15 protein-coding genes and 1 pseudogene are annotated in these 20,503 nt (G+C 68.0%); 7 read left to right on the top strand and 9 right to left on the bottom strand.

All coding sequences use genetic code 11. The features are described from left to right. From nirB to DM450_RS19535, 9 genes and pseudogenes are all read right to left on the bottom strand, one after another. Complete coding sequence (gene nirB, locus DM450_RS19575) at positions 1-2,547, bottom strand: nitrite reductase large subunit NirB (RefSeq protein WP_142638379.1); 2,547 nt, start codon at positions 2,545-2,547, stop codon at positions 1-3. Between the two features lie 218 nt (positions 2,548-2,765). Next, positions 2,766-3,971, bottom strand: coding sequence for an alginate export family protein (locus tag DM450_RS19570; RefSeq protein ID WP_142638377.1), 1,206 nt, complete (start codon positions 3,969-3,971; stop codon positions 2,766-2,768). 72 nt (positions 3,972-4,043) lie between these two features. After that, positions 4,044-5,306 (bottom strand): nitrate/nitrite transporter, encoded by a 1,263-nt coding sequence (locus DM450_RS19565; protein ID WP_142638375.1) that lies wholly within the window; start codon positions 5,304-5,306, stop codon positions 4,044-4,046. Positions 5,307-5,516: 210 nt separating this feature from the next. Then, positions 5,517-6,731, bottom strand: a complete 1,215-nt coding sequence (locus DM450_RS19560) for a CmpA/NrtA family ABC transporter substrate-binding protein (protein WP_142638372.1) — start codon at positions 6,729-6,731, stop codon at positions 5,517-5,519. Then, the gene (locus tag DM450_RS19555; protein WP_142639370.1) at positions 6,728-7,309 is read right to left on the bottom strand and encodes an ANTAR domain-containing response regulator; all 582 of its coding nucleotides are present in this window, start codon (positions 7,307-7,309) and stop codon (positions 6,728-6,730) included. Before DM450_RS19555 ends, DM450_RS19560 begins: the two co-directional genes overlap by 4 nt. A gap of 126 nt (positions 7,310-7,435) precedes the next feature. Continuing rightward, complete coding sequence (locus DM450_RS19550) at positions 7,436-8,374, bottom strand: arginine N-succinyltransferase (protein ID WP_260610585.1); 939 nt, start codon at positions 8,372-8,374, stop codon at positions 7,436-7,438. Continuing rightward, entirely contained in the window at positions 8,371-9,657 is a 1,287-nt protein-coding gene (locus DM450_RS19545; protein WP_142638370.1) for an N-succinylarginine dihydrolase, read from the bottom strand. Before DM450_RS19545 ends, DM450_RS19550 begins: the two co-directional genes overlap by 4 nt. Then, a pseudogene (astD, locus tag DM450_RS19540) lies at positions 9,650-11,090 on the bottom strand (succinylglutamate-semialdehyde dehydrogenase). Before astD ends, DM450_RS19545 begins: the two are co-directional and overlap by 8 nt. Then, entirely contained in the window at positions 11,090-12,304 is a 1,215-nt protein-coding gene (locus DM450_RS19535) for an aspartate aminotransferase family protein (RefSeq protein WP_142638368.1), read from the bottom strand. The pseudogene astD and the gene DM450_RS19535 overlap by 1 nt, the downstream one beginning before the upstream one ends. A gap of 83 nt (positions 12,305-12,387) precedes the next feature. Here DM450_RS19535 and DM450_RS19530 point away from each other — a divergent pair, with 83 nt between their 5' ends. The 7 genes from DM450_RS19530 (at position 12,388) to DM450_RS19500 (ending at position 20,475) form a co-directional block, all read left to right on the top strand. Further along, positions 12,388-13,305: a LysR substrate-binding domain-containing protein gene (locus tag DM450_RS19530; protein WP_142638366.1), complete on the top strand. Its 918-nt coding sequence runs from the start codon at positions 12,388-12,390 to the stop codon at positions 13,303-13,305. A gap of 203 nt (positions 13,306-13,508) precedes the next feature. Then, positions 13,509-13,865: a hypothetical protein gene (locus DM450_RS19525; protein WP_142638364.1), complete on the top strand. Its 357-nt coding sequence runs from the start codon at positions 13,509-13,511 to the stop codon at positions 13,863-13,865. Positions 13,866-13,936: 71 nt separating this feature from the next. After that, on the top strand, positions 13,937-15,184 hold the full coding sequence (locus DM450_RS19520) for a TolC family protein (protein WP_142638362.1): 1,248 nt from the start codon (positions 13,937-13,939) through the stop codon (positions 15,182-15,184). Positions 15,185-15,187: 3 nt separating this feature from the next. Continuing rightward, the gene (locus tag DM450_RS19515) at positions 15,188-16,351 is read left to right on the top strand and encodes an efflux RND transporter periplasmic adaptor subunit (protein ID WP_142638360.1); all 1,164 of its coding nucleotides are present in this window, start codon (positions 15,188-15,190) and stop codon (positions 16,349-16,351) included. A gap of 3 nt (positions 16,352-16,354) precedes the next feature. Continuing rightward, positions 16,355-19,528: an efflux RND transporter permease subunit gene (locus tag DM450_RS19510; protein ID WP_142638357.1), complete on the top strand. Its 3,174-nt coding sequence runs from the start codon at positions 16,355-16,357 to the stop codon at positions 19,526-19,528. A gap of 81 nt (positions 19,529-19,609) precedes the next feature. After that, on the top strand, positions 19,610-20,107 hold the full coding sequence (locus tag DM450_RS19505; protein WP_142638355.1) for a c-type cytochrome: 498 nt from the start codon (positions 19,610-19,612) through the stop codon (positions 20,105-20,107). Between the two features lie 146 nt (positions 20,108-20,253). After that, positions 20,254-20,475, top strand: a complete 222-nt coding sequence (locus tag DM450_RS19500) for a hypothetical protein (RefSeq protein ID WP_142638353.1) — start codon at positions 20,254-20,256, stop codon at positions 20,473-20,475. The last annotated feature ends 28 nt before the right edge of the window (positions 20,476-20,503 follow it).

Below are 20,503 nucleotides of genomic sequence, written 5' to 3'. Positions count from 1 at the left end.
TCACTCCGCGGCAATTGCGATGGGTTCGAGCGGCTGGTGCAGGTCGGCGCGGTCGCCGGCGGCACGCTCGGCCCAGGGATCTTCCTGGGAGAAGCTCTGCGAATGGTGGAAGCGCGCGGCATACGTCGCGATCGCATCGGCAGGCGCGCCGTCGCTTTCGAGCAGCTTGCCCTTCACGTAGCCAAGGCCGACACGCTCGATCCACGGCGCGGTGCGTTCGAGATAGCGGGCTTCCTCGCGGTAGAGCTGGATGAAGGCGGCGCAGACCTCCATCGCCTCCTGCTCGGTCGCGACCTTGCAGAGGAGGTCGGTGGCGCGGACGTGGATGCCGCCATTGCCGCCGACGTGGAGTTCGTAGCCCGAGTCGACGCAGACCACGCCAAAGTCCTTGATCGTGGCTTCGGCGCAGTTGCGCGGGCAGCCCGAGACGGCGATCTTGAACTTGTGCGGCATCCACGAGCCCCAGGTCATCCGCTCGATCTGGACACCGAGGCCGGTCGAATCCTGCGTGCCGAAGCGGCACCATTCGGACCCAACGCAAGTCTTCACGGTGCGCAAGCTCTTGCCGTAGGCGTGGCCCGAGACCATGCCGGCGGCGTTGAGGTCGGCCCAGACCGCGGGCAGGTCCTCCTTCCTGATCCCGAAGATGTCGAGCCGCTGGCCGCCGGTCACCTTGACCATCGGCGCATTGAACTTCTCGACGACATCGGCGATCGCGCGCAGTTCCTTCGGATTGGTAAGGCCGCCCCACATGCGCGGGACCACCGAGTAGGTGCCGTCCTTCTGGATGTTGGCGTGCATACGCTCGTTGACGAAGCGGCTGGCCTGGTCGTCGACGTATTCGCCCGGAAGCGCGCAGAGCAGATAGTAGTTGAGCGCCGGGCGGCACGAGGCGCAGCCGTCGGGTGTCGACCAGTGGAGCTTGTGCATCACCTCGGGGATCGACTTCATCTCCTGCGCCACGATCTCGCGGCGCACGTCGTCGTGGGTGAAGCTGGTGCACTTGCACAGGGTCTTGGGGCCGTTCTGTACCTCTTCTCCCAGCGTCAGTGCCAGCAGCGTCTCGACGAGGCCGGTGCACGAACCGCAGCTGGCCGAGGCCTTGCAGGTGGCGCGCACGGCATCGAGACTGCAGGCGCCGCCCTCGATCGAAGCCACGACCTGTCCCTTGGAGACGCCGTTGCAGCCGCAGATTTCGGCATCTGCGGGGAGCGCCGCAACGGCGGCCTTAGGGTCCAGCCCGGCTCCTCCGGCGGCAAAGGCCTGCCCGAAGATCAGGAGGTCGCGGATTTCCGAAACGTCCTCGCCCTTCTTGAGCAGGTCGAAGTACCAGCCGCCATCGGCAGTGTCGCCATAGAGCACCGCGCCGACGACCTTGTCCGCCTTGACCACGACGCGCTTGTAGACCCCGCGCGCGGCATCGCGCAGGACGATGTCCTCGCAGCCTTCGCCGCCCGAGAAGTCCCCGGCCGAGAACACGTCGAGGCCCGCGACCTTGAGCTTGGTGGAAGTGACCGAACCCTTGTAGCCGCTGTGCTGGTCGGTCAGGCCGTCGGCCAGGCTGCGGCACATGTCCCAGAGCGGCGCCACGAGGCCGTAGACATTGCCGTCATGCTCGACGCATTCGCCCACCGCGAGCACGGCGGGATCGCTCGTCACCATGTGATCGTCGACCTTGATGCCGCGGCCCACCTCAAGCCCCGCCTCGCGTGCCAGAGCCACCGCAGGCCGGATGCCGACCGCCATGACCACCAGGCTCGCGGGAATCTCGCGCCCGTCCTTGAGGCGCACGCCCTCGACCTTGCCCTCGCCGTAGATCTCCGCGGTGTCGGCGCCGGTAAGGATCGTCTGGCCGCGCCCTTCCAGCGCCGTCTTGAGCAGCCAGCCTGCCGCTTCGTCGAGCTGGCGCTCCATCAGCGTCGGCATCAGGTGGATAACAGTGACCTTCATGCCGCGCAGCGTCAGCCCGTGCGCGGCTTCAAGGCCGAGCAGGCCGCCGCCGATGACCACCGCGCTGGCCGCTGCCTCGCTGGCGCCATCGACCTTGCCCGCCTCGGCCGCGGCCAGCATCGTGTCCACGTCCTTCATGTCGCGGAACGAGATGACGCCCGGCAGGTCCTTGCCGGGGACCGGGATGATGAAGGGATCGGAGCCGGTGGCGATCAGCAACCGGTCGTAGTGGACCTTGCGGCCCGACTTCGAAGTGACGGTCTTGCCCGCCCGGTCGATCGCGGTGACGGGATCGGCGGTGATGAGGGCGATGTCGTTCTCGTCGTACCATTCGCGGCTGTTGATGACGATCTCGTCGAAGGTCTTCTCGCCCGCCAGCACCGGCGAGAGCATGATGCGGTTGTAGTTCACGTGCGGCTCGGCGCCGAAGATGGTGACGCGGTAACGCGAAGCGTCGCGCGCCAGCAGTTCCTCCACCGCGCGGCAGCCCGCCATGCCGTTACCGACCACAACGAGGTGCTCACGCACATCGGCCGAAGGCACGATCAGCCTGTCCTCGTAATCCGCCGAAGCGTCGATCCCGTCCTGAAATTCCATCCCCGCATCTCCTGAAATTCGAGGGAGAAAAAGAAAAAGGCCGCCATCCGGACCCTCGGTTTGAAACCGAAAGTCTGGATGGCGGCCTTGCCATCGTATGGGCCTCCGCGACCCGCCGGTGGGTCGCTTCGGTGATGTAGGAAGGACACCGTCGTCCTTTGCATTGCACAATAAACGGAATCGCCCGAAGGCTCAAGCGATTCCGTCAAAAGCGGCGATCAGATCGCCCAGTCGAATTGAATCCAGTACTTATCGGTGTCCACCGCCATCTGGCGGGCGTCGTAATGGGCATAACGCAGCGCAACGGTCGTCTTGCTGACCTTCGCACTCGCGATAAGATCAAGCTCGTTGCCATAGTGCTGGTCCAGCCGGTCGCCGTCGAACCGGTGCCAGGTGCCCTGCAGGGCGACCGCCGAAAGCGGGCCCAGCTGCTTCATCCCGTAGCCACCACCGAAGTAGAGATCCCGCACGCCGTTGGCCGGCGTGGTCAGGAACTTGTCGGCCCAGCCCTGGAACTTGAAATTGGTGCCGAGCGGGACCTGGAAACTGGTCAGCGCCGCGCCGCTGCTGGCGCCGAGCACTTCATAGCCGCCATTGAGCTTCCAGCCCTTCACGTCGAGCAGGGCGTCGGCCAGCCAGTAATCGGCGTGGTAGTTATTGGGATTATGGTGCCAGTCGTACTGGCGGGCATAGCTGGCCTGCCACGAGAGCTTGGCATCCTTGCCGAAGGCATGGCTGCCGGCCAGACGGGTCCCGTAAGTCTGGCTCGACAGGCGGTAGCCCTGCACGGCCGCCTCGTCCTGGTCGACCAGATAGGCAAAGCCCGAAAGGGTGCCCACCGGCGTCACGTAGGAAAGGTTGGCAAAGACATTGTCGCCGCTCACCGCCTGCTGGCGTGCGCCGTGGCCGTCGATGCCCCAGATGGTGCGGGCACTCCAGGCATAGGAAACGTCGAGCTTCAGCCCCTTGAGCGGGGTCAGTTCGGCACGCACGGCATCGAAGGTCTGCGCATTGTCACGAAAACCGGCATTGCCGACAAATCGCTCGTCGTCGAGGGCGATCCTCTGGCGGCCTGCCGTCAGCGTCACGCCCTTGGTCTTGTACTGAAGCTGGGCGAGGTAGAGCGCGATGTCCTGGGGATCGGCCACCAAGGGCCGGTTGGCCACACCGTTCAGGCCGTCATAATAGTGATCCACCGCGGCCAGCGTGCCCTGGCCGACGACGGTGGCGCTGAAAGCGCCGGTCGTCGCGGTGGCACCGGCGCGCAGGCGCAAGGTCAGGGCATCGGCGGCCTTGTCGATGTCGTCCTGGTCGACATGTTCGTAGCGCGCCCGCGCTTCGACAATGGGTTTGAGGTCCACTTCTTCGGCATGAGCGGACCCGGCGGCGGCCAGCGCGGCCACCGTTCCAAGCATGTATCGCATTCGGCTGATCTCCTGGGGGCAAGGGATGGCGGCGCCCCGACCGTCAGGCCGGAACGCCGCGCTGCTCTCCCATTATATGCGGGCGACGGTCTTCCAGGTCGCGCGCCAGCGGCTCTTGACCAGCGCCACCGAAGCGAGCGCCACCACGGCAAGCCCTGCGAAGATCAGGAACCCGGGGGCGAAGCTGCCGGTCAGCTGCTTGGCCAGCCCCAGCGAGCTGGCGAGGTAGAAGCCGCCAATGCCGCCGGCCATGCCGACCAGACCGGTCATCACCCCGATCTCGGCCTGGAAGCGCTGCGGCACGAGCTGGAAAACGGAACCGTTGCCGGTGCCCAGCGCCAGCATGGCGATCACGAACATGCCCAGCGCCGCGGGCAGGGAGTGGGCCTGCGCCACCCCGGCAAGGGCGATCGCGGCGACCGTGTAGACCATCATCAGCGCCTTCACGCCGCCGATCCTGTCAGCCAGGGCGCCGCCCATCGGGCGCACCAGCGAACCGGCAAAGACGCAGGCAGCGGTGCAGTAACCGGCGGTGATCGTGGTCAGGCCGAACTGGTCGGTGAAATAGATCGGCAGCGAGGCGGCAAGACCGACAAAACCACCAAACGTCACCGAATAGAAGCCCATCAGCCACCAGGCATCGGCGTGCTTGAGCGGTTCGAAATAGTCGACCAGCTTGCGCGGGGCGGGCTGGTTAGGCGAATCCTTGGCCATCAGCATGTAGGCGACAAAAACGACGCTCAGCGGGATGCAGGCAAGGCCCAGCACCGCGTTCCAGCCGAACATCTTGGCCAGCACCGGTGCAAAGAGCGAAGCGAGCACCGTGCCCGAATTGCCCATGCCGGCAAGGCCCATCGCCTTGCCCTGATGCTCGGCCGGATACCAGCGGCTGGCGAGCGGCAAGGCGATCGCGAAGCTGGCCCCGGCAAAACCGAGGATCACGCCCAGCGCCAGGGTTCCGGCAAAGCTGCTCACCCCCATGAACCAGGCGAAGAACAGTCCGGCAATGACGATGACCTGGCTGATCGCGCCCGAACGCTTGGGGCCGATGCGGTCCACCAGCAGGCCGTTGACGACGCGCAGCAGCGCGCCGGCGAGCGTCGGCACGGCCACCATCAGGCCCTTTTCAGCGGGCGTCAGGCCCAGCGTCTTGGAAATTTCGGGCGCCAGCGGCCCCAGCAGGACCCAGACCATGAAGGCGAGGTCGAAGTAAAGAAAGGCGGCGATCAGCGTCGGCGTATGACCGGCTTTCCAGAAGCTGGTCGCCGCTGCGCTCATCGGTGCATTTTCGGCCGGATCGGCCTTTCCATCACGTTCCCAGTATGCGGATGCCATCGAACGTCCCCCATAAAACGGACACGAAAAAAGCCGCAGGCCGGACGTCACCCTTGCGGTGAGCCCGGTCAGCGGCTTTGCTGCGAATATCGGTGAGGATGGCGTCCCGCCCTTGGAACGGCCTATCCGGTATGGTCGTGCTTCATCGCACGGTGTTCATATAATTCCGTGATTCGCCCGATGTTGCAAGGCACAAAATTCGCAATCTTTTCAGCGCAACTGCAAAAAGCCTTCCAGATAGTCGTCGATCCGCTCAGGATCGAAGACACGGCCATCGAAGAAGCGGTCCGGCCCCAGCGTAAGGTCGCCCCCGCGCGAGCCGACCGCACGCGGGCTTGCCAGCGCACCTTCCAGTTTCATGCTGGCCCCGGGCATCGGCACGTCGCTGCCGGCCAGCGCCCGGCGGAACACGTCGGGACGAAACACCGCAGCGGCCTGCGCGGCGGCTTGCGGCGAGGCCTCGACCATGCCCCAGCGCACCAACTGCGAATAGATCCACAGCGCCTGACTGCGCCAGGGAAACGGCGTCGCCTCGCGCGAGAACAGCACGAAATTGGGGCAATCGAGCGGCGCATCTCCGGCGCGCGGCGCGATCCGGCCGCCCAGCGCGCCCAGGATCAGGTCCGCCGGCTGGTCTACATAGTCAGCACGCGACAGGATCTCGGCGAGCCCTTCGCGGTTGTCCGGCTCGTCGCACCAGGCCGCGGCCCGCGCCAGCGCACGCAGCAAGCGGTCGACCGTATCGGGGTTTTCCTCAAGCCAGGGCTCGCGGAAGGCCAGCACTTTCTCCACCCCGCGCTGCCAGATGCGTTCGCCGATGGCGACCGCCTCGGCCCGGCCCGAGGCAATCGCGGCACCGCCCCAGGGCTCCCCGGCGATGAACCCGTCGATCTCCCCGGCATGGATCGCCTCGACCGTCAGCGAGGGCGGCAGCACCCGCAGCACCACGTCGCGGTCGGGATCGATACCCGCGCTCGCCAACCAGTAGCGCAGCATGAGGGCGTGGCTGGAAAACCGATGGACAACGCCGATCACCGGCTTGCGCCGCCAGAGCCCGATGGCTGCGGCAAAATCGTGCGCGGTGCCCAGCGGATCGGCCAGGCGCCGCGCCGGATCGGGATCGAGCGCTGCGGCAAAATCGCGGGCCATGACCAGCATGTTGCCATTGACGCCGAGCTTGTAGGGCGCGGCCAGCGCCGCCGGTTGCTGGCTGAGGCCCAGCGTCACCGCAACCGCCAGCGGCGCCAGCATGTGCGCGGCCTGAACCTGCCCGTAGACCAGCCGGTCGCGCAAGGTCGCCCAACTCGTCGTGCGCACGAGGTCGAGCGCGATTCCTTCGTCTTCGGCGAAACCGCGTTCACGGGCTGCCGCCAGCACTGCCACGTCGTTGAGCGGCAGGAAGGCGATACGCAGGCTTGTTGTCATAATCCGCCTCCCAGAAGGTCGCTGGCGGTAATCAGCGCCTGCGCCACATCCACGATCTTCTTGCCCTGGTTCATCGCGCTGGTGCGCAAGAGGTTGTAGGCATCCTGCTCCGACAGCCCGCGCTGGTTCATCAGGATCGACTTGGCCCGGTCGACCACCTTGCGATCGGCCAGCGCGGTGCGCGCTTCCTCCAGTTCGCTCTGCATGCGCGAGAACGTGTTGAACCGGCGCACCGCCAGTTCCAGCACCGGCTTGACCCGCTCCTTGCGCAGCCCGTCGACGACATAGGCGGAGACCCCGGCATCGATGGCGGCGCCGATCATCGCCTCGTCGGACTGGTCGACAAACATCGCGATGGGCCGTGCCAGCGCGCGGCTGACGGTGAGCATTTCCTCAAGGGTGTCGCGGCTCGGACTGCCCAGGTCCATCAGCACGACATCGGGGGCCATGCGTTCCAGCCGCGCCACGAAAGCGCCGCGCGGCGGGACGATATGGATATCGTCGTAGCCCGCCTCGCGCAGCCCCTCTTCGAGCACCGTCGCGCGCAAGCCGCTGTCGTCGATGATGACGATTCTCATTTCACCCCGCTGGGCCGTCTGGCCGACCGGCCGCTCGACCGGCAGCCCCTGTCGCACATCGCCCAGCACGGCCACCGCGTCAACGCCGCTTGTGCAGTGCAGCGTCCGGGAGGGCCCCTCGACAGGTCAGTCGGCCTCCTGCCAGACCCGGAAGCCCGCGCCCTGCCCGTGCGCCAGCAGCGCCTGCGGCTCGTCCGTACGCAAGGTCGGCAGCGCCGCCGCGACCGGGCGGCACAGGCTGACGGTGCGGATGCGGTCGGTACGGACCTGAACGGTCGGCCCGGCATCGAAGATGTCGCAGTAACCCTCGTGCGCGAAGCCCTCGGCCTGAAGCAACCGCAGGGCGGGCACCGAGCTTTCGTGCGGCCTGCCAATGGCGGTACGCGCAGCTTCGGGCAACATGCTGGTATAGATCGGATAACGCGGCATCAGGTCAGCGATGAACTGGTTGCCGTGGACCGCGTTGTGAAGGTCCGCCTCGAGGAAGCCGCTGCCGAAGAACGGCCCTGCCACCGCGTCCCAGAACGGGCTGGTGCCGTTCTCCACCCAGCCGCGCAAGTCCGCGATCACCACTTCGCCGAAGCGCTGGCGATGCTGGGCGATGAACATGTAGCGGCTGCGCGCCAGCAGCGCGCCCAGCCCGCCAGAGCGCGCCGCGGGATGGAGAAACAGCCCCCCCACTTCCGATGCCCCGTCGAAGTCGTTGACGAGGTGAAGGATGCGGGTCGAGAACGTGCGCTCCAGATCGCGCGAGACGTGGGTGACACGGCTGACCTTGTAACTGTAGAATGGCCACTTCGCACCCAGCCGCGAGAACAGGCTGGCAGTGCCCACGACCTGCCCTTGCCCGGATTCCAGCACCAGCAGGTAGAATTCATCCTGCGGCGCGGTGATCTCCGCGCCGAGCGCCGTCTCGCTGCGGGCGATCTTCTCGGCCAGCGTCGCGCGGTCGGGCGGCAGGTTGGTCATGCCGCCGCCGGTCAGGCCCGCGAGGTCTAGCAGGGAATCGAGATCGTCTTCGCGCACAGGGCGGACAAAGGGCCGACCCGCAGGCAATGCACTCACAGTTCGCCCGCCGCAAAGCCGAGGGCACCGAGCAGTGCCGCACGCGCGGTGCGACACTGGTGCCAGAGGTCCGGCTCGCCAAGGTCGTCAGGAGCGATCCGTTCGGGCCATGTCCGCTCGACCACTTCGGCGATGCGGTCGCACTTGCCGTCGTCGAGCAGGAAACGGTGGTCGATCGCGGCATGGGCCTCCTCGCTCACCGCCACGCGCAGGCGCAAGCAAGCCGGGCCGCCGCCGTTGCGCATCGATTCGCGCACATCGACCACCTCGAGGTGCCGGATCGGATTGTCGCCGGCCCGCACGTCCTCCAGCCAGGCCCAGACCTCTGGCGTCTCGCGGGCTTCCTGCGGCAGCACCAGCGCCATGCCGCCATCGGGCAAGGTGACGAGCTGCGAATTGAACAAGTAGGAGCGCACCGCCGCATCGAGGCTGACCCGCGCCGCAGGAGCCTCGACAATTACCGCGCCGGGAAGGCTTTCGCGGATGCGGCGATAGAGCCCGTCGCGGTCGGCAAAGGCCTGTTCGTGGGTGAACAGGACATGCTCGTTGGCGACCGCGACGACATCGTTGTGGAAAGCCCCGGCAGCGATGGCGGCATCGCTCTGGCGAACAAGGGCAAAGTCGCGCAGCCCGTGGCGGCGCGCGATCGCCGCGCTCGCCGCACGGTGCTGGCGGGCCGGGAAGGGAGAGGCGGCATTACGCTCGCCGTAGACAAGGAGTTCGAGGCCGGGGCTGGCGTGACGGGCGCCCAGACGCATGAAATTGGCCGCACCCTCGTCGCCGAGGCCGGCGGGAAGGGCAGCGTGGACGGCAAAGTGGCGCTCGTCGGCAAAGGCCAGCCGCAGCTGGCGCAAGGTCTCGGCGTGCTCGACGCTGCGGTGGAGCATCGTCGAGAGATTGGCGACCGAGAAATGACAGCGTCCATCGGCGGTATCGGGCGCAGGGGAAACGGTCGCGGCATTGGCGGTCCACATCGCCGAGGCCGAGAAGGCATTGCGCAGAAGCGCCGGTTCCTGCGCCCAGGCGGCGCGGCACACGGCATCGTCGTCGCCTGCAAAGCCGAGCGTGCGCAGCCAGTCCGCATCGGGACGGCCATGCGGCAGCAGCAGGCCTTGCGGCAGGCCCAGCGCCAGCATCCGCCGCATCTTGGCAATGCCCTGCAGGGCCGCCATGCGCGGGGCGGAAACCCCGCCGGCATTGGTGGCCGAAGCGATGTTGCCCAGCGAAAGCCCTGCGTAGTTGTGGCTCGGTCCGATCAGGCCATCGAAGTTGATCTCACGCATCCTGGTTCACCCCGCTTTCCTTCCGGGCGGGCATCAGCCCGCGAATCTCGCCGCTCACGTCAACGACCGCCCCTGCCTCGAAACTGGCGACCGGATAGGCGCAGTAATCAGCGGCATAGTATGCGCTCGGCCGGTGATTGCCAGAGGCGCCGAGGCCGCCGAACGGCATCGCCCCGCTGGCGCCGGTGGTCGGGCGGTTCCAGTTGACCACGCCCGAGCGCACCCGCACGGCAAAGCGCCGCCAGAGCGCCGGATCCTCAGAAACCAGCCCCGCAGAAAGGCCGTAAACCGTGTCGTTCGCCGCGGCGATCGCGGCGTCGAAATCGGCCACCCTGCGGATCTGCAGCACCGGCGCGAAGATCTCCCGGTCCGGAACCGCGATCCCGGTCACGTCCAGCATGACCGGCGCCATGAAGGCAGGCGGCAGGCCTGCAGGATCACGCAGCGGCAACACCTCCCGCGCGCCAAGGGCGATGAGCGCGCGCACATCCTCGCGCGCCCGCTCGGCCGCGGCGACCGAGACGAGCGGACCGAATGTCGGCTCCGGCACCGCGTCCCACGCGCCGATCCGCATCCGCGCCGCGATCGCGGCCACCGCCTTGACGATACGCTCGCCCACGGCCCCATCCGGCACGATCAGCCTGCGTGCGCAGGAGCAGCGCTGGCCCGCGGTGACGAAGGCCGACTGTGCGACGATGGACGCCGCCGCCTCGGCATCACCGTCCCAGGCGACGATCGGATTGTTGCCGCCGAGTTCGAGCGCCAGGATCACATGCGGCCGATCGGCGGTGGCCTGGCGCAGCAGGGTGCCGGTCGCAGCGGAGCCGGTGAACAGCAGCCCGTCGATATCGCCCGCGATCAGCGCCGCGCCCGTCCCGCGCCCACCCTGGACCAGGTTGAGGACACATTCAGGCAGACCCGCGGCCTGCAGCAACGCGGCCATCATCGCTCCGGTCCCCGGGGTCTCCTCCGAGGGTTTGAACACCACGACATTGCCGGCCAGCAGGGCCGGTACGATATGTCCGTTCGGGAGATGACCCGGGAAATTATAGGGCCCCAGCACCGCCATGACGCCATGCGGACGGTGCCGCAGCACTGCCTGCCCGAAGCCTTGCGGCTCCTCGCGATAGCCCGCGCGCTCGGCCTGGGCGCGGATCGAGATCTCCACCTTGCCGATCATCGAGGCGACTTCCTGACGCCTCCCACAAGGGTTTCCCGGTCTCGCGCGCGATCATCCGCGCCAGATCGCCAGCCGCTTCCTCGAGCTTGCCGGCGTAGCGGCGCATACAGGCGATGCGGTGTTCGAAGTCCGTCTGCGACCAGTCCTCGAATGCACGTCGCGCAGCGCCGATCGCCCGGTCTACCGCATCGGCATCATCGCTGCGGCCTCCCCAGACTAGCGTGCCGGTGGCGGGGCAGGTTGAGGTAAGCATCAGCCGGCCACCAGCGCCGCGTCGGCGCCTGCGCGCTCGACCGAGCGGCAGGTCGCCTCGAACCGGCGGATCACTTCATCCACTTCCTCGGCAGTGATGACCAGCGCCGGGAGCAGGCGCACGCAATTGTCGCCGCCGCCCGCCAGCAGCAAGCGATGTTCGCGCGCCGCGACGATGAACGCCTTGTTCGGTGTCGCCAGCCGCACGCCGATCAGCAGCCCCTTGCCGCGAATGGCCTCGATTACGCCGGGATGACGCTGGCGCAGCCCCTCCAGCCCTTCGCGCAGGCGCGCCGACATCGCCTCCACGTGCGCCATCAGCTGCGGCTGGGCGATCTCGTCGAACGCGGCCTGGGCCACCGCCATGGCCAGCGGATTGCCGCCGAACGTGCTGCCATGCGAACCGAACACCATGCCGCGCGCGGCTTCTGCCGTGGCAAGGCAGGCGCCGACCGGGAAGCCGCCGCCCAGCGCCTTGGCCAGCGCCATGATGTCGGGCTCGGCGCCCTCGACCCACTGATGGGCAAACAGGCGCCCGGTGCGGCCCATGCCACATTGCACTTCGTCATGGATCAGCAGCACGCCGTGACGGCGGGTGAGTTCGCGCAGTCGTAGAAGCTCTTCCGGCAAAAGCGCGCGCGCACCGCCCTCGCCCTGCACCGGCTCGACGATGACCGCCGCCGTTCCGGGACGCGCGACGGCTTCGGCAAAGGCCGCATGATCGTCGAGCGAAAGCTGCAGGTAGCCCGGCAGACGCGGCCCGAACCCGTCGAGCAGCGCCGTGCTGCCGCTGGCGTTGATGCCGGCGTACGTGCGCCCGTGGAAACTGCCGGCAAAGCCGATCACGTCGATCCGCTGCGCCTCGCCGCCCACCGCGTGATAGCGGCGGGCGATCTTGATGGCCGCCTCGATCGATTCGGCGCCGCTATTGGTGAAGAACGCATAATCGGCGAACGAGGCCGCAGTCAGCCGCTCCGCCAGCGCCACTTGCCCCGGTATCGCCAGGGCATTCGACACGTGCCAGAGCTTGCCCGCCTGCTCGGCGAGCGCCGCGACCAGACGCGGATGGCAGTGCCCCAGCGCATTGGTGGCAATGCCCGCGACGCAATCGAGCCAGTCAGCCTCCTGCTCGTCGAACAACCAGACGCCGCGGCCGCGCTCCAGCTTCATCGGCGCGGGATTGTAGACAGGCAGGACGGAATTGGTCACGGGCATCTCCTCATGCATATTTCACATGATTTCCGATCCGGAACGCATTAAATAGCCCGATAATACGCATGTCTTCATGAGTTTTTGGAATGAACTACGATGACCGGCGCCGCTTGCCGCCAATGGCCATGCTCCACTGCTTCGAGGCGTCGGCCCGGCTCGGCTCGTTCTCCCGCGCAGGTGCGGCCCTCAACCTCACGCAAAGCGCCGTCAGCCGCCATGTCGCCAATCTCGAGCAATGGCTGGGCACCGCGCTGTTCGACCGCCATGGGCGCCGTGTCGTCCTCAACGACAAGGGGCAGGACTATCTCGACGACCTTGCCCCCGCCCTTGCCGCGATCCGCCGGGCCACCGGGCGCTTCCTCGAGCCCGCGCCCGAACATGTCATCGAACTCGCCGTCCTGCCCGGTTTCGGCATGCGCTGGCTGGCCCCGCGCCTGCCTCGACTGACGCAGAAGCACCCGGATCTGGTGATCAACATCGCCTCGCGCGTCGACCTGTTCGACTTCGCGCGCGAACCGTTCCACGCCGCCATCCACGTGGGCGATCCGGACTGGCCGGACGCCGAGCACGATCTGCTGTTCCGCGAGCATGTCGTGCCGGTCATCTCCCCCGCGCTGGCCGATCAACAGGAAGTCCGCCGCCCGAAGGACCTGCTGCGCGTTCCGCTGCTCGTCCAGTCCCAGCGCAAGGACGCCTGGTCGCGCTGGCTGCGGCCTTTCGGTCTCGATGCCCCCGAAGCCGGCGCGATGCCCAGCATCAGCCACTTCCTGATGCTGGCACAGGCCGTGAAGGCGGGCGGCGGCGCCGCGCTGATCCCCAGCTTCCTGATCGAGCCCGAACTGGCCTCGGGCGAACTGGTGATCCCGTTCGACACTCCGTCACCCGAGACCCCGCCCGGCGATGCACGCAGCTACTGGCTGGCATTCCCGCAAGGCAGCCCCAAGACGAAGGCCTTCGCCGCCTTCCGCGACTGGATGCGGGAGGAGTGCACCCGGCAGCCATGACCCTGTCCTCTGCGCATTTCATGCCGCGCGCGCCATCCACTTTGCACTTGACCCGGCGGCCCCTTCCCGGTGCATAGGGCAGGTCGTATCGACAGGAATCGGACGGGGCATGGCCACGACTGCAGTTGCAACCAGCCGGCATGCGGCCATCGGGCACTCCGCCCGAACCGCCGCAGCCACCGGCCCGAGATGACCGGACGGTGATGATCGGGCTCAGCCGCTTGCCGAACTGGCGCCGGGGCATGCTGCTGCTTGCCCTGCTTCTGGCTGCGCTGACGACCAGCGGCACTCTCCATGCCCGCGAATACGCCGGGAACGTGGAACTCGAATGCTCCGGCCACACCGACGCCGCCACAGCCAGTAGCGACGATCGCTCGGGCAGCGACGACGGCCAGCCCATCCAGCACCACGCCACCTGCCACGTCGCCGCCGCCTTCCTGCCGGAAGCGGAGCGGACATCGCTTCATGTCATCATCGCCGGATCGGTGAACCGTCCCTCCAACACCGCCTTCCTCGGCCTGCCCCGGATCGCACCCGACCTGCGCCCCCCGATCGCCTGATTGCACCTGACCGCTGCTGCCCTCGGGGCAGTGCGTAGCCTCGAACGCGGGGCCTCAATCGGGAATTCGACATGTTCAGATATCTTGCGGCCTTCGCGGCCGTATCGTTCTGCGTCCCGGCGGCGCAGGCACAGGTTCAAGACGAACCTGTCCTCACGCTGGAGCGCGCCATCGCGCTGGCCGGAGGCGGCGCCCCTGCCGCAGACGCCGCCCGCGCCGGGGTTGAAGCCGCCCGGGCCGCCCGCACGGCGGCGGGCCTCAGGCCCAATCCCAGCTTCGAAAGCCAGGTGGAAAACGTCATGGGTTCCGGCCCATACGGGCGTTTCGACCAGGCCGAGACAACCGCCGGGCTCAGCATTCCGATCGAACTGGGCGGCAAACGTTCGGCGCGGATCGCCGTCGCCGATGCGCAGACGTCGCGCGCACAGCTGCTGTCCGCGATCGCCGAGGCCGACATCCGCCTTCAGGTCACGCAATTCTACGTCGAGGCGGTCGCCGCCGAACGGCGGCGCGCGACCGCGCAAGACCAGCTGCGCATTGCGCGCGAGGCGCTGAACGGTGCGCAGATCCGGGTCAAGGTTGGACGCGCCTCGCCGCTCGAGGAGCAGCGCGCCGATGTCAGCCGCGTCAACGCCGAAGCCGCACTGGAACGCGCGCAGCGACTGGTGGAAACGGCACGCGGCAATCTCGCCCGCCGGATCGGGCAGAGGCTGACGGGGCCGCTCGACCCGGCAGCGCTCGAAAGCCTGCCTTCCCGGACTGCCGGCCCCGCCGACACATCCGGCGCCGGCACGCTGGTGATGGCCGCTGCCGAGGCCGATCTGGCCATTGCCGAGGCCGGAGTGCAACTGTCCCGCTCGCAGCGCGTACCCGACCTCACGCTGGGCCCGGCTGTGCGGCGGCTGGAAGCCACCAACGCGACCGCGGCGGTCTTCAGCCTCTCCATGCCGATTCCGCTGTTCAACTCGGGCCGTGCCGCTCTCGCCCAGGCCAATGCCGAGCGGGACCGGGCCGAAGCCCAGCGCCGCATGACCGCGCTCGATGCCGAGCAGGCCATCGCCGAAGCCGCGACCGAAGCCGACAATGCCGCCACCACCGCACGCACGGCGTCCGGCCCGGCACTGGCCGCCGCCCAGGAAGCCGCCCGGATCGCCCGGATCGGCTACCGCGAGGGCAAGTTCGGCCAGCTCGACCTGCTCGATGCCGAGCGCACGCTTGCCGAAACGCGCCTCGCCGCGATCGACGCGCTGGCCGCCTACCAGAATGCCCGGGCCCGGTTGGAGCGCCTCACCGCTCCCGCGCCCGAACAGGGACACTGAAACATGAAGACGATCACCACCATAGCCGGCCCGCTTGCGCTTGCGGTCACCCTTGTGCTGGCCGCTTGCGGCGGCAAGGATGTCCCGCCTTCGCAGCACGAAACCGAAACCGGCGAAAAGGACACACATGCCGGAGAAGGCGTCGTTGCCCTCACCGCGCAGCAGATCACCAGCGCCGGGATCGAGGTGGTTTCCCCCACCATCGGCGGCAATACCGGCGCCATCGAATTGCCCGCCACGATCGCCGGCGACCCCGAAGCCACGCAAGTGGTCTCGGCGGCGATCGGCGGGCGGCTGGTTTCGCTTTCGCGCAATCTCGGCCAGTCGGTCCGGCGCGGCGAGCCGCTTGCGGTGATCGAAAGCCGTGAAGCCGCCCAGCTCGGCGGCGAGATCGAGGCGGCACAGGCCCGTCTTGCGCTGGCCGAGACCACCTACGCGCGCGAAAGGCGCCTCTTTGCCCAGCGCGTATCGCCCGAGCAGGACCTGATCGCCGCGCGCACCGCCGCCAGTGAAGCGCGCATCGCATTACGGCTCGCCCGCCAGCAACTGGCGGCGGCCGGCGTGCCCGGCTCGGGCGGGAATCTCAACCGCATTGCCATCACCGCGCCGATCTCGGGCCAGGTGATCCAGCGTTCAGCCACGCTCGGCCAGACCGTGACGGCGGATGCGGAGCTCTACCGGATCGCCGATCTTGGCGAAGTGGCGCTGGAGCTCGCCCTCCAGCCCGCCGATGCCGGACAGGTTCGCCCCGGCGCAACGGTCATCGTCAGTGCGGGGGGAAGGACCGCCAATGCCCGCGTTTCCTTTGTTTCCCCGGCACTGGATCCGGAAACGCGGCTGGTCCCCGCGCTTGCCCGCCTCGACAACCGCGCCGGGCTCTGGCGCATCGGCGAACCGGTGACCGCCTCGGTCCAGCTTGGCGACAGCAATGCCGGCGACGGGGCAATCCGGGTGCCGACCACGGCGGTGCAGACGGTCGAAGGCAAGACCGTGGTCTTTGTGCGCACGGCATCGGGATTCCGGGCCGCTCCGGTCACGCTCGGGCGGCAGGACGGCAACATGGTGATCGTCGCCAGCGGCCTTGCGGGGCGTGAGCGGATCGCCGCGCAGAACAGCTTCACGCTGAAATCGGCGCTCGGCGCCGCCGAAGCCGGGCATGAGGACTGAGCCATGATCGAACCCATCGTCACATGGGCGGTCGCGCGGCGCTGGCTGGTCCTGCTGCTGACCACCGTCGCCGCGATCGTCGGCGCGGTAAGCCTGTCGCGCCTGCCGATCGACGCGGTGCCCGACATCACCAACAACCAGGTGCAGGTCAACGTGCTTGCCCCAGCGCTTTCGCCGGAACTGATCGAGAAGCAGGTCGCCTTCCCGATCGAGACCGCGCTCGCCGGGATCAAGGGACTGGAAAGCACCCGCTCGCTCAGCCGCAACGGTTTTGCCCAGGTCACCGCGGTCTTCACCGATGCCACCGATATCTACTTCGCCCGCCAGCAAGTGCAGGAACGCCTGACCGCCGCGCAGGAGAGCCTTCCCGCAGGCGCCCGGCCGGAAATGGGCCCGATCGCCACCGGCCTTGGCGAAGTTTATATCTGGACGCTGCGCTATTCCGAAAGAGCGCATGAGCAGCACCGCCCCGGTGAACCCGGCCTCCAGCCCGACGGCAGCTACATCACCCCGGAAGGCGACCGGCTGGTCGGCGAGGCCGACAAGGCGACCTACCTGCACACCGTGCAGGACTGGATCGTCGCCCCGCAGATCAAGGCCGTGGACGGTGTTGCCGGGATCGATTCCCTCGGCGGTTTCGAGAAGGAATACCGCGTCGCGCCGGACCTCCAGAAACTGGCGGCGCTGCGGCTCAGCCTTGCCGACCTTGCGACGGCGCTGGAGCGCAACAATGTCGCCACCGGCGGCGGTACGGTTGACCGCAACGGCGAAGGGCTGGCCGTTCGCGCCGATGCCCGCGTGCTCAGCCTTGCGCAATTGCGCGACCGCGTGATCGCCTCGCGCGAAGGCACGCCGATCACGCTCGGCCAGGTCGCGCAAGTGCGGCTGGGACAGGCCGTGCGCATGGGTGCAGCCTCGGAAAACGGCCGCGAGGTCGTGACCGGGACCGCAATCATGCGCATCGGCGAGAACAGCCGTACGGTCTCCTCCGGGGTCGACGCCAAGCTCAAGGCCATCGCCCCCGCGCTCCCGCGCGACATCGTGATCGAGCCGGTGCTCGACCGTACCAAGCTCGTCGATGCGACGATCTCCACCGTCGCGCGCAATCTGGCCGAGGGGGCGCTTCTGGTCATTGCCGTGCTGTTCCTGCTGCTCGGCAATTTCCGCGCCGCGCTGATTGCCGCCATGGTCATCCCGATCACCATGCTGCTGACCGGTTTCGGCATGGCGCGCGTGGGCGTCTCGGCCAATCTCATGAGCCTGGGCGCACTCGATTTCGGACTCATCGTCGACGGCGCGGTCATCATCGTCGAAAATGCGCTGCGCCGGATTGGCGAGCGCCAACACGCCGAAGGCCGCCCGCTCTCGGCATCGCAGCGCCTCGATACCATTGCCGCGGCGACCCGCGAGATGATCCGGCCCTCGGTCTACGGGCAGGCAATCGTCATGCTGGTCTACGTCCCCTTGCTGACGCTGAGCGGCGTGGAGGGTCGCACGTTCGAACCGATGGCGCTGACGGTCATCATCGCGCTGGCCTTCGCCTTTGTGCTGTCGCTCACTTTTGTTCCGGCGGCCATCGCGGTCTGGCTGTCGAGGCCGGTGGAGGAAAAGGAAAACCGCCTGGTCGGCTGGCTGCGCAGGCATTACGAACCCCGCCTTGACCGCGCGCTGAAAAAGCCCAAGGCCACGCTTGGCGTGGCACTGGGCGCACTCGCGCTCGGCGCCGCGGCGTTTTGGGGGCTCGGTCAGGAATTCCTGCCGCAACTCGACGAGGGCGACATTCTCGTCTCCGCCTTCCGGGTGCCGGGCACCTCGGTCGAGCAGAGCCAGAAGATGCAATCGCAGATCGAGCGCTCGCTCGCCGGCATGCCGGAAATCCGCACCGTGTTCTCGCGCACGGGCACGGCGGAAGTTGCCGCCGATCCGATGCCGCCCAATGCCACCGATACCTTCATCATGCTCAAGGACCGCAAGGACTGGCCGGACCCGTCCGAGGACAAGGCCGCGCTGATTGCCCGCATCGAGGATCGCCTCGCCGCCGTGCCGGGCAATGGCTACGAAGTGACCCAGCCGATCCAGATGCGCTTCAACGAACTGATCGCGGGCGTGCGCTCCGATGTCGCGATCAAGGTCTTCGGCGAGGACTTTGCCGAGATGAACGCCGCGGCAACCCGCATCGCCGCGGTACTGCGCCGGATTCCGGGCGCCGAGGACGTCAAGGTCGAGCAGACCGAGGGCCTGCCCATGCTCGACATCGCCTATGACCAGGACCGCGCCGGCCGGATCGGCGTATCCGCGCAGGACGTCGCCGATACGGTGGCGACGGCAGTGGGCGGGCGCGAGGCGGGACGCATCAGCGAGGGCGACCGCAGCTTCCCGGTGGTGATCCGCCTCGACGATGCCCGCCGCTCCGATCTCGAGGCGCTCGGACAAACCCCCGTGCCCACGCCCTCCGGCGCTTTTGTGCCACTGGCCAGCGTCGCGCAGATCAAGGTGGTGGACGGCCCCAACCAGATCAGCCGCGAGAACGGCAAGCGCCGCGTCGTGGTGCAGGCCAACGTGCGCGGGCGCGACGTCTCGAGCGTCGTCGCCGAGGCCCGCCGCGCCATCGCCCGCGAGGTGGAACTGCCCGCGGGCATCTGGCTGACCTGGGGCGGCCAGTTCGAGAACCTCGCCTCCGCGCGCGACCGGCTGATGGTGGTGGTGCCCGCCTGCTTCGCGCTCATCATGCTGCTGCTCTACGGTGCCTTGCGCAGCCTGCGCGATGCCGCCATCGTCTTCACCGGAGTGCCGCTGGCGCTCGTCGGCGGAGCGCTGGCACTGTTCCTGCGCGGCATGCCGTTCTCGATCTCGGCGGCAGTGGGTTTCATCGCGCTATCGGGCATCGCCGTGCTGAACGGCCTCGTCATGCTGACCTCGATCCAGAAGCGGATGGAGGAGGGCGAGCCCCCGCGTGAGGCTGCCCGCGAAGGTGCCGTCGCGCGCCTGCGGCCGGTGGCGATGACCGCGCTGGTCGCCAGCCTCGGCTTCCTGCCGATGGCGCTTGGCCACGGTGCCGGAGCCGAAGTGCAGAAACCGCTGGCGACCGTCGTCATCGGCGGGCTGATCTCGGCCACGCTGCTGACGCTGTTCGTGCTGCCGACACTCTATGCCCGCTTCGGCAAGCGCGCCGGATAAGCGGGCGCGCGGCAAGGGCCGTGGCCGGTTGGACAAATCGTCCGCTGGTCACGGTCCCCACGGCCCGCTAACCGCCCGGGCATGGCCGCGAACAGAACCCTGCCCACGATCACCCCTGCCGTTATCACCCCTGCCGTGATCACCCTCGTCGCGCTGTGCCTGACCGCCACACTCGCCGGGTGCAAGGACGACCGCCGCGAGGAACGCCTGCGCGCGGCGGGTCCTCGCCCGACCCTCGCAAGCCTGCTGGCCGTCGCCGACGCCGATCTCGGCGCACGCAAGTTCGGGCAATGCGCCGCCTGCCACCGCACCACACCCGGCGCCCCCGACCTGGGCGGCCCCAACCTTTACGGCGTCTACGGCCAGCCAATGGGCCAGACCAGCCAGCGCTTTGGCTACACCGCCGCCTTGCGCAGTGCCGGCGGCCGATGGGACGCGCCCACCCTCGAGCGCTGGATGAAGAACCCGCAAGCGGTCGTTCCCGGCACTGCCATGCAGTTTTCCGGGGTGCCCGACGCGCTCGACCGGGCCGACATCATCGCCTATCTGCAAAGCCAGTCGCCTGCCGCCAAGCGATAGACGGCTTCGCCACGGATAGTGATGGACTTCCGCCGTCGTCGCAGCCCCTGTCCCTGACAAACACAAGGCAGGGTTCAGCCTCCAGAAAGCGTCCCGCGCACAACGGCAACCTGCGGGTGCGCGCAAACGCCTAAGGAGAAACATTCATGTTCCGCAAAATCGTTGCTGCTGCCGCCATTGCCAGCCTCATGGGCGTAACGCCGGCCATGGCTGCCAGCACGTGTCGCAATGCGCAGGGCAAGTTCATCAAGTGCCAGACCGCTCCGGTGAAAAAGAAGGCCACCCCGGCCAATGTCACCAAGGGCAAGGACGGCAAGTGCCGCTTCTCGTCCGGTCCCAAGAAGGGCCAGTTCACCAAGTGCTCGTGAGCTGATACCCCCCAGCGACCAGACCCGG

Source organism: Sphingomonas sp. IC081 (assembly GCF_006874585.1).
In the GTDB taxonomy this organism is placed as follows: Bacteria; Pseudomonadota; Alphaproteobacteria; order Sphingomonadales; family Sphingomonadaceae; genus Novosphingobium.
This window is presented reverse-complemented; position numbering and strand designations above follow the sequence as displayed.